This window comes from Stenotrophomonas sp. 28608_Sma (assembly GCF_056486185.1).
In genome coordinates this window covers 4,675,122-4,689,125 of the sequence record NZ_CM151308.1, presented here as the reverse complement: position 1 = coordinate 4,689,125, position 14,004 = coordinate 4,675,122, and the positions used below count along the sequence as shown (strand labels likewise).

Genomic DNA, 14,004 nt, shown 5'->3' with positions numbered 1-14,004 from the left:
CGGACGGATCGGCCCGTTCAGGTTGGAACCTGTCACGGGCGCGGGCGCGCATGATAACGAACCTGTGGGCATATAGGCGTTATCATGCCCCCCCTTTTATTGCCAACAAGGCCGACTGAAATGACCGATTGGTCCCTCGACCAAGCCCGCAAGACCTACTCGATCCCGCATTGGGCGGACGGTTACTTCGACGTGGATCAGGCCGGGCACATGGTGGTGAGACCGACCGGGGCGGACGGCCCGGTGGTGTCGCTGCCCAAGGTGGTCGACGCGGCGCGTGCGGCCGGCGCCAAGCTGCCGTTGCTGGTGCGCTTCCCGGACATCCTCGGCCAGCGCCTGGGCAAGCTGCAGGCGGCCTTCGGCCAGGCCCAGCAGGACTGGGAATACAGCGGCGGCTACACCGCCGTGTACCCGATCAAGGTCAACCAGACCCGCGGCGTGGCCGGCACCCTGGCCAGCCACCACGGCGAAGGCTTCGGCCTGGAAGCGGGCAGCAAGCCCGAACTGATGGCCGTGCTGGCGCTGTCGCGCCCGGGCGGCCTGATCGTCTGCAACGGCTACAAGGACCGCGAGTACATCCGCCTGGCCCTGATCGGCCGCAAGCTGGGCCTGCAGACCTTCATCGTCATCGAGAAGCCGTCCGAACTGAAGCTGGTGCTGGAAGAGTCCAAGGCGCTGGATGTGAAGCCGGGCCTGGGCGTGCGCATGCGCCTGGCCTCGCTGGGCGCCGGCAAGTGGCAGAACAGCGGTGGCGACAAGGCCAAGTTCGGCCTGTCGCCGCGCCAGCTGCTGGACCTGTGGAAGTCGCTGCGTGACACCGAGTATGCCGACTGCCTGAACCTGCTGCACTTCCACATGGGCTCGCAGATCTCCAACGTGCGCGACATCGCCAACGGCATGCGCGAAGCCACCCGCTACTTCGTGGAGCTGTCGCGCCTGGGCGCGAAGATCACCCACGTCGATGTGGGCGGTGGCCTGGGCGTGGACTATGAAGGCACCCGTTCGCGCAGCTTCTGCTCGATCAACTACGGCCTGCATTCCTACGCCAGCAACATCGTGCAGCCGCTGGCCAATGCCTGCGAAGAGTTCGGCCTGACTCCGCCGCGCATCGTTACCGAGTGCGGCCGCGCGATGACCGCGCACCACGCGGTGCTGATCGCCAATGTCTCGGAAGTGGAAGAGGCGCAGGAAGGCCGCGTGCCGGACCAACACGACGACGAGCCGGCCGCGATCCGCCACCTGCGCGAGATCCACGACGAGCTGGACGTGCGCCCGGCGGTGGAGCTGTTCCAGGAAGCACAGCACTTCCACGCCGAAGGCCTGGCCAGCTACGCGCTGGGCCAGATCGATCTGCCGCAGCGTGCGCGCATCGACGATCTGTTCTACGCCATCGCCCACGGCGTGCGTGCGCGCCTGAGCTACGACGAGAAGAGCCATCGCCCGGTGCTGGACGAACTGAACGAGCGCCTGGTCGACAAGTACTTCGTCAACTTCAGCGTGTTCGAATCGATCCCGGACGTGTGGGCGATCGACCAGGTGTTCCCGATCGTCCCGATCGAGCGCCTGGACGAAACCCCGGACCGCCGCGGCATCATCGCCGACATGACCTGCGACTCGGACGGCATGGTGGAAACCTATGTCGAGAACGAGAGCCTGGACAGCTCGCTGCCGCTGCACAAGATGAAGCCGGGCGAGAGCTACCGCATCGGCTTCTTCATGGTGGGCGCCTACCAGGAAATCCTGGGCGACATCCACAACCTGTTCGGCGACACCGACGCGGTGGAAGTGCTGGCCGATGCCGATGGCTATGCCATCACCCAGCAGCGCCGTGGCGACACCACCGATGTGATGCTGGATTACGTGGGCTACCGCCTGGACGAACTGCGTGCCACCTACGCACAGCGCGTGGCCGAGGCGCAGCTGTCGCCGGAACGCGCGCAGGAGTTGTCGGAGGCGCTGGAAGCCGGCCTGACCGGTTACACCTACCTGTCCGACGAACCGCTGGTCTGAGGTCAACGGGAACGCCGGGCATGGCCCGGCGCTTCCGGTCCCGATGAGCGCGCGCGCGATCTTCCACCTGTTCCTGCATGCCGCCGTGCCAGCCCTGCTGGCATGGCTGTTCTGGCGCAAGCGCTTCGCCTCGGCGTGGCTGCTGATGCTGCTGGGCTGGATCATCGACCTGGATCATCTGCTGGCTGATCCGATCTATGCACCGAACCGCTGCAGCATCGGTTTTCATCCGCTGCACACCGCACCGGCCATCGCGGTCTATGCGGGGCTGTGCGTGCCGAAGAAGACGCGGTTGTTCGGTATCGGTTTGATCATCCACATCGTGCTGGACGCGATTGATTGCTGGTGGATGCATCACCGTTGATGCTGGGTGCGTGTCGACCAAGGTCGACACCTACCGGGGGCGCGATGGCCGAGGGAACTGATGCACTGCTTTGGTAGATGCTGACCTTGGTCGGCGCTTTTGATGCGTGTCGACCAAGGTCGACACCTACCGGGTGCACGGCGACCGGTCGGGTTGGCGCTTGGTAGAGCCGGCCGCTGGCCGGCTTCCGCAGGGTGTTCCCGTTGATCACGTGGTTGCCGGCCAGCGGCCGGCACTACCCGCCGTTGGGTTGGCCAAGGTCGACACCTACCGGATGCACGATGGCCGACGGAACCGATGCACTGCTTTGGTAGATGCCGACCTTGGTCGGCGCTTTTGATGCGTGTCGACCAAGGTCGACACCTACCGGGTGCACGGCGAACGGCGTTCCCGGTGATCACGTGGTTGCCGGCCAGCGGCCGGCACTACCCGCCGTTGGGTTGGCCAAGGTCGACACCTACCGGGTGCACGATGGCCGACGGAACCGATGCACTGCTTTGGTAGATGCCGACCTTGGTCGGCGCTTTTGATGCGTGTCGACCAAGGTCGACACCTACCGGGTGCACGGCGAACGGCGTTCCCGGTGACCACGTGGTTGCCGGCCAGCGGCCGGCACTACCCGCCGTCAGGTTGGCCGCCTCACGCCACCGGCAACCACAACGTCGCACGCAGGCCGGGCTGCGCATTTTCCAGCGCCACGCGTCCGCCATAACTGGCGGCGATATCCCCGACAATCGCCAACCCCAGCCCACTGCTGCCCTCGCGCTCATCCAGGCGCACGCCACGCTGGGTGACCTGTTCCAGCGCGTCTGCAGCCAGCCCGGGGCCGTCGTCGCGTACCTCAATGCGCAACTGCCCTTCGCTGGAGTCTGCAGTGACGTCCACCTGTTGCTTCGCCCACTTGCCGGCGTTGTCCAGCAGATTGCCCAGCATCTCCTCCAGGTCCGCACTGGCACCGGCGAACTGCAGTGCCGGATCGATACCAGCCGCCGTGAACGTGATGCCACGTTCGCCATGCACGCGTGCCATCAGCCGGCACATCGCCTGTGCGACTGCCGCCACGTCGGTGCGCTGGCGATGGTCGGCGGCCAACCCTGCGGCCAGGTAACGGTCGACGCTGGCCTGCATACGCGCACTCTGCTCGCGTACGGTGGCGCGCCAGTCCGCGCCGTCGCCGTCGGCCTCAGTGGCCAGCACGCTCAGCGGGGTTTTCAGCGCATGCGCCAGATCCTGTGCACTGGTGCGCGCGCGCGCGACCATGCGTTGCTGATGCTCCAGCAGCGCGTTGAGCTCCTCGCCCAGCGGTGCGACCTCCGCACCCAGCCCCTGTGTATCGATGCGCTGCGCGTCGCCGCGCCGCACCCGTTCCAGCTGTGCACCGAGGCGATGCAATGGACGCAATCCGAAGTGCACCTGGCTGGCCAGCACCGCCAGCCACGCCGCGACCAACACACCCAGCGCGATGGCAGTACGCTGGCGGAACGCGGCAACGTCTGCATCCAGCGCGCTGCGATCGGTGGCAACCACGGCCACGAACGGTTCGTTGGCGCGTGGCAGGCGCACCTGCTGCACGCGTGCGCGCAGGGATTGCTGCAGCGGCCCACTCAGATTGCGCGTGGCCGGCCCGCTGGCTGTGACGGGCAGGGTTTCATCCCACAGCGAGCGCGACTGCAGCAGTACGCGGCCATCGGCGCCGGCGATCTGCCAGTAAGCACCTGAGAACACGCGCTGGAAGCGTGCGTCATTCGGTTTCTGGCGCAGGCGCAGCTGTCCGTCCGCATCCACTTCGGCCTGCGCCAGCAGGGTCAGCATGTCCTGCTGCAGTTCATGGTCGAAGCGATCGCGCGCGCTGCGCTTGAACAGTTCGCCCAGCAGTGCACTGGCCAGCAGCGAGACCAGCAGCAGGCCGACACCGCCAGCCAGCAGCAGGCGCCGTCGCAGCGAGGGTTGCCGGCTCACGGCGCGGCCAGCCGCCAACCCTGGCCGCGTACGGTCTGGATCAGATCGATGCCGAGCTTGCGGCGCACCCGCCCGAGCAGCACGTCCAGTGCGTTGGAGTCCGGGTCATGGCCGCAGTCGAACACCTGTTCACCCAGCCGGTCGCGGCCGATCACCTGGCCGCTGTGGTGGATGAAGTAGCTGAGCAGGCGGAACTCCTGCGGGCTCAGCGACAGCGCCTGCCCATCCAGTTCAAAGCGGCCGGCGTTGACGTCCAGCTGCAGCGGGCCGCAGTGCAGGCGCGGGCTGGCGTGGCCGTGGCTGCGACGGATCAGTGCGCGCAGGCGCAGCACCAGTTCGTCGGCCTGGAATGGCTTGGTGAGATAGTCATCGGCACCGGCATCGAACCCAGCCAGCTTGTCGTGCCAGCGCCCGCGTGCGGTCAGCACCAGCACCGGAAAGCTGCGGCCGTTGCCGCGCCAGCGCTCGATCACGCTCAGTCCGTCCAATCCGGGCAGGCCCAGGTCGACGATGGCGGCCTGCAGGTCTTCGATCTGACCGATCTCCTCAGCCTGGCGGCCGTCGGCAACCACGTGCACCACGTAGCCCGCCTGCTCCAGCAGGGGCAGCAGGCGCTGTGCCAGCGCGGCATCGTCTTCGGCCAACAGGATGCGCATCAGTCGTCGAGCTCCGTCTTCAGCAGCTTTCCGCTGCGCGCATCATAGTCCAGCTCCACTACCACGCCGTCGCCGCGCAGAATCTCCACTTCGTAGACGCCGTCGTCCAGCTCCACTTCCAGCAGCTGGCCCGGAAAGCGCTTGAGCGCATCGCGCACCACGCTTTCCAACGGCACGTAGCGGCCCTGCTGCACGGCGCGGCGCGCGACCTGCTGCGCCGGGTCCTGTGCCGGTGCGGCGGCGGTCGGGGCGCTGGCCAGGGCCAGCAGCAGGGGCAGGGTGGAGAGCATCGGGGCGCAGGGCGGGCTGTAGGAACAGGCGTGAGTGTGCCGGGGCTGGCTAACAGCTGGCTAACAGTGCCGGCTAAGGAGCTGTTAACCACGGGGTGCATTGTGGCGTTGCCGGGATGGTCCGGCCACGAACACGAACAGGAGAACCCCCATGTTGAAGTCGCTCACCCTCGCCACTGTTGCTCTGCTGGCCATCGCACCGGCCGCACAGGCTGCACCGCTGGGCATGGCCCAGGTTGAACAGACCCTGCGCAAGGCCGGCTACACCCAGATCCACGAGATCGAACGCGATGATGGCCTGTGGGAGGCTGACGTGAGCCGCGCCGATGGCCGCTTCAGCGAGGTCTACGTTGACCCCAAGACCGGCGAGATCTTCGACGAGCACAGCGGCCGCGCGCTGTTGACCACCGAGCAGGTGCTGGCACGGGCACAGGCGCATGGCCTGCGCGAGATCCATTCGCTGGAACGCGATGGTGCGACCTGGTCGCTGGAAGCGCGCAATGCCCGCAACCAGAAAGTGGAGGTGCGCCTGAGCGGCTATGACGGCCGCATCCTGCACAGCGAGCGCGATGGCTGGCTGGATTGATTCGCGTGCCGGTAGGTGCCGGCCGCTGGCCGGCACACGGGGAGAAAGCGTGTCGACCAAGGTCGACACCTACCGGACACGTGCAGCGGTAGCGGCCGACCCTGGTCGGCCCAGGCCCGACGCGGCGCTTACCAGCCAAACGGCGGCGGGTAATCCCAATAGCCCGGGCCGCGGCCGTAGTAGCCGCCGTACGGGCCGTAGAAGCCCGGGCCCTTGCCTTCGCTCACGTGGATGTTGACGTTGACCCCGTGGGTCTTGCCCTCATCAGTGGTGTAGTTCTTGCTCAGGTTCAGCGTGGCGGCGTTGTAGTGGCTGTTGCCACCGTTCTTGGAATAGCCGATGCCGGTGGTGAAGCTGCCGGACACTTTGACCTTGTCGTCGGTGACGTCGGCGATCTTCGCGTCGTCGTGCACGCGCGGGCCGCTCTTGTCACCGTAGTACGTGCCCGGCGGGTCCTGCTGCAGGGCCGGGTCGTTGAGGTAGCGCATCGGCGCCTGCGGCAGCGTCAGGTCCAGGCCGGCGGCCTGCGGCGCGGTGGCGCCAGCGGCGGACTGGGCCAGCACGGTTCCCGGCAGGGCCAGGCACAGCAGCAGGGTCAGGGGGCGGATCATGACGGCGCTCCAGCGGACAGGTGGCCACGCAACACGCGGCGGTACAGGCCGACGCTAGCAGGGGTTGCTTGAATGATGCCTGTCGGCGCCGGATTGGGGTAGAGCCAGGCCATGCCTGGCTGCAGGTCAGAGCCGCCCGAACCCGAACAGCCCTTCCAGCGCATGCCTGCGCCGCTCGATCCGGGCCCGCAGCAGCTGGGCGCCGATCATCGAATAAGTGATGCCGTTGCCGCCGTAGGCCATGGCGAAATGCACCCGTGGCCCCCACTGATCGTGCGGGCCGAAGAACGGCAGGCCGTCGGCGGTTTCGGCGAAGGTGCCGGCCCAAGAGAAGGCGGGCACCGGATCCAGCCGCGGGAACCAGTGCTGGAGCTGTTTCATCAGCTTGTCGGCCTTGCGCTCTACGCGCCTATCGCGGCGGGCGGGGATGTCGATGGCGTCGTCCAGCCCGCCCACCAGCAGGCGGCGGTCGCCGGTGGCGCGCAGGTAGAGGTACGGGCGTGCGCTCTCCCACACCATCGTGTTGCGCAGGCGGCCCAGCACGTCCGCATCGATCGGGTCGGTGATGAAGGCGTAGCTGCTGCGGTTACGTGCGACGCGCTGCTGCAGCCAGCGTTGGTTGGCATAGCCCATTGCCAGCACCACATGGCGGGCGTGAATCGTGGCGCCGCCCTCGGTGAGGGCGGTTACCCCGCGCGCGCTGGGCGTGAGCGTGTGCAGTACTGTACGGTCATGCACATTGCCGCCGCGCCAGCGCACGCGCTGCAGCAACCCATAGGTCAGGCGATAGGGATCGACCCGTGCCGCCTGGCGCGTGAGCAGGGCACCACCGGCGTCCACGCCGAAGCGTTCCTGCAGTGCCTCCGGGCCGAGCCAGCGGGCATCCAGACCGATGCCGCGCCGCGCCTCACCCTCGGCCATCAGGCGCGGCACGTCGCGATGGCGGCTGGCCAGGTACAGGCTGTCCATGCGCTGGAAATCAACGTCTTTCAGGCCGCGAGCCACGTCGCCCAGGGCCGGAATCGCCTCGGCACACGCCCGATAGGCAAGCGCGGCGGCGTCCTGCCCGTAGCGCTCGGTCAGCTCCAGCAGGTGGGTATCGATCTCGTACTGCAGCAGCGCGGTGCTGGCGGCGGTGCTGCCCCAGCCGATGTCGCGCTGCTCGATCACCGCCACGTCGTGGCCATGACGGGACAGTTCGTCGGCAATCAGCGCACCGGTGATGCCGCCACCGACCACCAGTACGTCGCAGCGCAGATCCTTTTCCAATGGCGGAAACGCCTGGATCAATCCATTGCGTATCGCCCTCCAGGGGTAACCGCTCTTCAGGTCCATGGCCGTGTGCTGATCAGGCCGTGGGCTGGCCGGTATGCGGGGTCTGGATCAGTTCGGACAGATCGAAGCCCTGCAGGCGGGCGGCCGCCAGATAATGGTCCTGCACGGTCGCGTCCAGGCGCGGCTCGCGGGCCAGCAGCCACAGGTACTTGCGATCGGGGCTGCCGACCAGTGCCACGCTGTAGTCCGGCGCGACCTGGATCACCCAGTAGTCGCCCTTGGCGAACGGCAGCCAGCGCAGGCCCTTGGGCAGGAAGCTCACCTCCAGGCGCGCGCTGTCGTTGTCGACGGCGCAGGCCTCGCCGGTGGCTTCCTCGACCTCGCCGTCCATACGGCAGCGGTTGGTGACGCCGACGTTGCCGTTGTCGAGCAGGGTGTAGTGCGCCGACACGTCGGTGCAGCCTTCCGGTTCATGGCGCATCGGCAGGCGCGCGATCTCGTACCAGGTGCCCAGGTAGCGGGGCAGCTTGAGGTCGGCGACGGTCTTCAGCGGCGGGTGTTCGGTCATCGGCAGTCGTGGCAGGGGTGGGCCTCCACGATGCCGATGGCCTTGCCATGGGCGGGTGAAGCCGGGGCGATGGCCGTGTCCAGAACGTTCCGTCGCCCCGGCGGAGCGCCCGTTGTCACCGGCGTGGCGGTATCCTGCTGCCAGCGCCGTGTTTTCCTGATCCAACCGAGGTGGAGGTGCCGATGTACCAGGTGATCCTGTTGAAGAGTGAATCCGCGTTCGCACGCGAACAGTGGCCGCAGGTCGATGACCTGGTCGACTACGAAGGCGTGGCCTACAGCCTGCGTGCCGGCCCGCGCCAGCCGCTGCCGACCGACCACGACTGGCACCCGGTGGCGGTGTATGCGCCCGATGAGATCACCGAGGAAGAGTTCCAGGACTGGTACGCGCTGCAGCAGCCGGCCGTGGAAGAGCTGCGGCTGAAGTACTGATGCTCGACGTTGCCAGGGCCGCCCATCCGCCCTTGACCGCCTCTGCCGTATAGTCGCGCGCAGGCGCGGTGGTCCGCGCGAACCGGTGTGGCTGGCTTGTCTTCTTTCCTGCGATCGATCCGTGCACGGGGCCCTTGGCTGGCCCTGCTGCTGTGCAGCGCCTTCCTGCTGTCCGCGCCGGTGCTGGCGCAGGATGATGCGCCCACGCCGAAGCAGCAGCTGGCAGATATCGATGCGAAGCTGAAGGAGGTCGACCGCAAGCGTGGTGATGCGGCTGCCATCGAGACGCTGGCGATGCTGTCCGAGAATGCCTCGCAGGTACGGCGTGACGCCGAGGCGCTGGAAAAGGAGCTGCAGCCACAGCTCGTCCGCCTCGACGAACAACTGGCGCAGCTGGGCACGCCTGCCGAGGGCACCACCGAGCCGCCCGAACTGGCGGCGCAACGGCGCAGCATCAACAAACAACGCGACGGCCTGGCCGCGTCCGTAGCACAGGCCAAGACCAGTGCCGTGCGTGCCCAGCAGCTGGCAGCCGACATCGACCAGCAGCGCACTGCGCAACGCGCCGAAGACATGGGGAAGAAGGTCGCCTCGCCGTTGTCGCCGGCACTGTGGAGCAAGGTTGCCGAACGCCTGCCGATCGATATCGCACGCGTCGCGCCGTTGGCAGAGCAGGCGCGCGAAACCTTCGTCGCCGGCATGCGGGTCAATGGCTGGGGCACGCCGTTGCTGGGCCTGGTGGCCGCGCTGGTGATGATGTTCCCGCTGCGGCTGTGGCTGCGCAGGCTGGGGCGGCGCTTTGCGGAGTCCGAGCGCGCGCCGGACGGTCGCCTGCGCCGTTCCGGCCTGGCCATGTGGCTGCTGCTGGTGGGCACGCTGCTGCCTGGCTATGCCGTGGTTGTGCTGATGGCAGCGCTTGATGCGATCGATGCCATCGCGCCGCGCCTGCAGGTGGTGGCCGACGGGCTGGAGACCGCAACGTTCCGCGCTGCGTTCATTGCGGCACTCAGCGCCTGCATGCTGGTTCCCAAGCGGCCGTCGTGGCGGTTGCTGAATCTGGATGACACCGCCGCGCTCAAGCTGCGCAAGTACGCGTGGGGCGCGGCGGCGCTTGCCTGGCTGAGCACGGTGCTGGTGGCCCTCGATCAGGCCACGCGTACCAGCGACGTCACCACGGTGGCGTTGGATGGCCTGATTGCGCTGACCTATCTCGGCCTGATCATGGCCATGCTGGTGACGCTGGCGCGCCTGCATCGCCGGCAGACCGCCGAGGCCGAGGCCAAGCTGGAGGCGCAGGCGGATGGCGTGGGCGCGGCCACACCGGTGCGCCGCAGCAGCTGGCTGGTGCTGGCGCGCGTGGCGGGCAATGTCGCGGTGGTGGCCGCCATCGTCGCGACGTTGATGGGCTATCTGAACTTCGCCAAATTCGTGAACCAGCAGCTGATCGGCGGCAGCATCGTGGTGCTGGCGGCGACGTTGCTGTTCAAGTTCGTCGATGACTTGAGCACGTGGATGCTCAACGCCGACAGCAAGGTGGGTCAGACCATCCTGCTCAGTACCGGCCTGAGCGTGTCGCGGCTGGAGCAGGCCGGCGTGCTGCTGTCGGCGGTTCTGCGTACCGTGGTCGTGCTGCTCACGCTGCTTGCCCTGGTAGCGCCGTTCGGCAACATCGGCGCAGTAGTGGAGCGATTCACTTCACTGTTCACGACCGGATTCGATATCGGTGGCACCAAGCTGGCACCGGCGGGGATCGTGATGGCAGTACTGGCGCTGCTGGCCGGCCTGGCGATCACCCAGCTGGTGCAGCGCTGGCTGACCGACACCTATCTGCCCAAGACCGAACTGGACCTGGGCGCACGCAATTCGGTCAGTACGGTTGCCCGCTACGTCGGCATCATCATCGCGGTGATCTGGGCGTTGAGCGCGATGGGCCTGCAGCTGAGCAAACTGGCACTGCTGGTCAGCGCGCTGTCGGTGGGTATTGGTTTCGGCCTGCAGGTGATCACGCAGAACTTCGTCTCCGGCCTGATCCTGCTGGCCGAGCGTCCTGTGAAGATCGGCGACTGGGTGAAGCTGGGCGACCAGGAGGGCGACATCCGCCGCATCAGCCTGCGTTCGACCGAGATCCAGGTGGGCGACAAGTCGACGTTGATCGTGCCCAACTCCGAGCTGGTCACCAAGACCGTGCGCAACATGACGATGGGCAACAACCAGGGCCGCATCCAGATCCAGTTCGCGGTGCCCCCCAGCACCGATGTCGGCAACCTGCGGCAGGCGCTGCTGGATGCGTATACCGCACACACCAACGTGCTGAAGCAGCCGGCGCCGACGGTCTACATCGACAGCATTGCCGGTGGCCAGATCACCATCAACAGCTTCGCGTACGTGGCCAGCCCGCGGCAGGTGTATGCCACCCGCAGCGATCTGTACTTCAGCCTGCTGCAGATCCTGGCGGAGCGGAACATTCCGCTGTCGACCCCGACCGACATCCACATCACCCGCGATCCGCAGGAGTAGGGGTTTCTTTGCAGGGCTGCGCCCTGCACCCGCTACGAGCCGGAGCGAAGGCAACAGCAACAGCGTGCATTCCGTGGGATGGCGGGGCGATGTCGGAGTGCGGGGGCGCCGTAAATCCGTCCATGGAGGCTTGGCAGCCGCATCCATGCGGCTGACACCCCGCACTCCGACACCGCCCCACCTCTGACAGATTCCTGCGGCTGTCGGTAGGTGTCGACCTTGGTCGACACGTCTGTCGGATATCGAAATCAATCTGGGGTCAGATTCGTTTTCCTCCGGAAAACGGATCTGACCCCATCGGCATGTCCAACAGACCGCAGCCAACTGTCGAAGGCGGGGTGGGTCCGGTTGCGGGGGCGTGAGCCGCATGGGTCGGGCGCATGCGCCCGACGGGTTGGGCAGGACGCCCAACCCCGGTCTTGCCGTGTGCGCAGGACTGCGCACACGAGCAAGCGGCTGCCAAGCCTCCAGGGACGGATTTACGGCGTCCCCGCACTCCGACACCGCCCCGCCATCCCACGGGATGTACGCTGTTGCTGTTGCCGTTGCCCCGGTTTGTAGCGGGTGCAGGGCGCAGCCCTGCAAAGAACCCTATCCTCGTGGTCGGCCGCGCGAGGGCACCAGTGCGAACGTGTCCACCGCCAGCTTCTCGGCATGGTTCAACCACGCGCGGATCTCCAGATCATCCACTTCGTGGTCCAGCCCGAACGACACGTTGATCTTGCCGTTGGCATCGGGCTGCACCCACTGCTGGGCCAGCACCACCTTGCGCTGCGAGGACACCGCCTCGATCCAGAAGCCACGATCCGGCCGCGTGCTCGCCACCAGCTGCAGCATGTACTGGCCGGCGCGGGTGCGGCGACCCTTCTGGGTGATCATGTGCGCCTGGCGCACGCTCGGGCGCGGGCCCTGGAATGCGTCCAGCGGTGCGTCCACGGCAATGCCGCCACGCAGGTCGTTGTCACGGTACAGCTTGATGCCGTTGTCGCGGTTGACCAGCAGGGCGCACCAGTCGCCGTCGGCCGAGCTATCCTCGAATGCAGTGCAGCGGTCGACGTAGGCCAGGGTGTTGTCCGGGTTGGCATCATCGAACTGGCGCGAGGTGTTCTCCAGATACACCGACTTCAACCCCCAGTCCTTGTCGTACTCCAGCAGTACCGGCGGCTGCACGTGCTGCAGGCCGACCACCACCTGGTCATCGCCATCGATCTTCAGTTCGCGGGTCGGTTCGCCCAGCCACAGCGACCGCGCGAAGGCGAGGTATTGCGGATAGTCACGGCCGCCATCGCGCTGGGTGGCTGCGCTCGCGCTCGGCGCGCGCTGGGCATCGATCAGCGAACGGCCGAAGCCCATCGTCTTCAGGTTCGGGTCCAGCAGGCTGAGCAGGGTCGCACCCGAATCCAGGGTGGTGCCGGCATCGGCGCTGAGCTGCTGCGGAGCAATGCCGTCGCCGAGGAACAGCAGCAGGTTCTCGCGCTTCTGCTGGGTCAGAATGTGGGTCAGATCGTTGGGCATCGCCAGGTGGTCGGAGGCGATCACGATCAGCGTGTCCTTGCCGTACGGGCTGGCCTGGATGCGTTGCACCAGCTGCGAGATCAGGCGGTCGCTGCACTTGAGCGCGTTGAGCATGTTGATGTTGCCGTACTGGCTCTGGTAGCGCTCGCCCTTGCACGACACCGGCAGGTGGCCCGCCGGATGGTGGGTATCCATGGTCAGCGTGGTCAGCATGAACGGTGAGCCGGCGCGCGAGAGCTGTTCAAAGCGCTGGTAGGCGGTGTCCAGCAGCACGTCGTCGTGCACGCCCCAGGCCGAGTAGTGGATGCGACCGATCTTCTTCTGCTGCTTGAACCACGCCAGGTCGTGCACTTCGTCGAAGCCGTGGCTGGCCAGGAACTGGCCCTTGCCGGCGAACTGGCCGTTGGCGCCACCCAGGTAATGGTTGGTGTAGCCCTGCTGCTTCAGGTAATCGCCCAGGCACACGGCCTTGGGCAGGAAGCTGCCCATGCGGTCCATGCTGTTCTCATCGCCCTGCGAGGTGGTCAGCGGCACGCCGCACATCGACGACACCAGGCCGGCGATGGTCCAGCCGCTGCCCTCGGCCGAGGCCAGGTTGCGCACGTCCAGTGACTCGGACGCCAGGCGGTTGAGGTTGGGCATCAGGCCGGGAAACACGGCCTCGTCCAGGTAGGTGCGTTCCAGGCTTTCGCCGTAGATCCAGACGATGTTGCGCGGACGCTGCAGCGGCTGCGTCGGCACCTGGTATTCGGGGGCGATGCGGGCGAAGTCGACCGGACGCAGCTGCTGGTAGAGGCGTTGGCCGTCGCGGGCCAGCGGGCTGATCATGATCGTGGCCACCCATACGGCCGCGAAACCGGCGAACAATGCGCCACCATGGCCGGGCCGGCGCCAGCGCTTCACCCGCGTGGCGAACAGCGGTAGCAGCGAGACCAGCGCCAGCACGATGAAGCCGGCGATATAGCCCTTGAAGTCGGAGACACCGGCGCCTTCCATGTCGGCGCCCAGGTGGTACAGGGTGGCGGCATTGAGCCCATCACCGGACAGCTTGTCGATCAGCCACCACGCGCTGAGCATGAGCAGCAGCAGCGAGAATGCACCAGCCTTCCACCACACCCACTTGTCGGACGCGAGGAACAACCAGCACAGCAGCAACAACGACAGCAGCAGTATCCAGAGCATAGGCAGCTTCGGCAGTGACGGGGTGGTGGTGATGGACGTC

12 protein-coding genes are annotated in these 14,004 nt (G+C 67.0%); 5 read left to right on the top strand and 7 right to left on the bottom strand.

Going from position 1 to position 14,004, the window contains the following annotated elements:
• Positions 1-120 precede the first annotated feature (120 nt).
• Entirely contained in the window at positions 121-2,010 is a 1,890-nt protein-coding gene (speA, locus tag ACZLHH_RS22120; RefSeq protein WP_012512349.1) for an arginine decarboxylase, read from the top strand.
• 43 nt (positions 2,011-2,053) lie between these two features.
• Positions 2,054-2,374 carry a DUF6122 family protein gene (locus ACZLHH_RS22115; RefSeq protein WP_005411369.1) on the top strand — a complete coding sequence of 107 codons (321 nt, stop codon included), beginning with the start codon at positions 2,054-2,056 and terminating at the stop codon, positions 2,372-2,374.
• Positions 2,375-3,013: 639 nt separating this feature from the next.
• On the opposite strand, the gene ACZLHH_RS22110 is transcribed toward ACZLHH_RS22115, so the two are convergent.
• The 3 genes from ACZLHH_RS22110 to ACZLHH_RS22100 are packed head-to-tail and all read right to left on the bottom strand — an operon-like array spanning position 3,014 to position 5,279.
• Positions 3,014-4,333, bottom strand: coding sequence for a sensor histidine kinase (locus tag ACZLHH_RS22110; RefSeq protein ID WP_180845058.1), 1,320 nt, complete (start codon positions 4,331-4,333; stop codon positions 3,014-3,016).
• Positions 4,330-4,989 (bottom strand): response regulator transcription factor, encoded by a 660-nt coding sequence (locus ACZLHH_RS22105; RefSeq protein ID WP_180845057.1) that lies wholly within the window; start codon positions 4,987-4,989, stop codon positions 4,330-4,332. Before ACZLHH_RS22105 ends, ACZLHH_RS22110 begins: the two co-directional genes overlap by 4 nt.
• On the bottom strand, positions 4,989-5,279 hold the full coding sequence (locus ACZLHH_RS22100; protein ID WP_005411366.1) for a PepSY domain-containing protein: 291 nt from the start codon (positions 5,277-5,279) through the stop codon (positions 4,989-4,991). The genes ACZLHH_RS22105 and ACZLHH_RS22100 overlap by 1 nt, the downstream gene beginning before the upstream one ends.
• 151 nt (positions 5,280-5,430) lie before the next feature.
• Between ACZLHH_RS22100 and ACZLHH_RS22095 the strand changes: the two genes are divergently transcribed.
• On the top strand, positions 5,431-5,865 hold the full coding sequence (locus tag ACZLHH_RS22095; protein ID WP_125894255.1) for a PepSY domain-containing protein: 435 nt from the start codon (positions 5,431-5,433) through the stop codon (positions 5,863-5,865).
• A gap of 128 nt (positions 5,866-5,993) precedes the next feature.
• On the opposite strand, the gene ACZLHH_RS22090 is transcribed toward ACZLHH_RS22095, so the two are convergent.
• The 3 genes from ACZLHH_RS22090 to ACZLHH_RS22080 all read right to left on the bottom strand — a co-directional run bounded on the left by ACZLHH_RS22090 (position 5,994) and on the right by ACZLHH_RS22080 (position 8,319).
• Positions 5,994-6,476, bottom strand: a complete 483-nt coding sequence (locus ACZLHH_RS22090; RefSeq protein WP_049400799.1) for a hypothetical protein — start codon at positions 6,474-6,476, stop codon at positions 5,994-5,996.
• Between the two features lie 126 nt (positions 6,477-6,602).
• Entirely contained in the window at positions 6,603-7,811 is a 1,209-nt protein-coding gene (locus ACZLHH_RS22085; RefSeq protein WP_180845056.1) for an NAD(P)/FAD-dependent oxidoreductase, read from the bottom strand.
• A gap of 13 nt (positions 7,812-7,824) precedes the next feature.
• Entirely contained in the window at positions 7,825-8,319 is a 495-nt protein-coding gene (locus tag ACZLHH_RS22080) for a lipocalin family protein (protein WP_153854710.1), read from the bottom strand.
• Positions 8,320-8,501: 182 nt separating this feature from the next.
• Here ACZLHH_RS22080 and ACZLHH_RS22075 point away from each other — a divergent pair, with 182 nt between their 5' ends.
• Both ACZLHH_RS22075 and ACZLHH_RS22070 read left to right on the top strand, forming a co-directional pair.
• Complete coding sequence (locus tag ACZLHH_RS22075) at positions 8,502-8,750, top strand: hypothetical protein (RefSeq protein ID WP_049422925.1); 249 nt, start codon at positions 8,502-8,504, stop codon at positions 8,748-8,750.
• Positions 8,751-8,837: 87 nt separating this feature from the next.
• Positions 8,838-11,267: a DUF3772 domain-containing protein gene (locus tag ACZLHH_RS22070; protein ID WP_180845055.1), complete on the top strand. Its 2,430-nt coding sequence runs from the start codon at positions 8,838-8,840 to the stop codon at positions 11,265-11,267.
• 591 nt (positions 11,268-11,858) lie between these two features.
• On the opposite strand, the gene ACZLHH_RS22065 is transcribed toward ACZLHH_RS22070, so the two are convergent.
• Entirely contained in the window at positions 11,859-13,964 is a 2,106-nt protein-coding gene (locus ACZLHH_RS22065) for a phosphoglycerol transferase I (RefSeq protein ID WP_180845054.1), read from the bottom strand.
• Between the last annotated feature and the right edge of the window lie 40 nt (positions 13,965-14,004).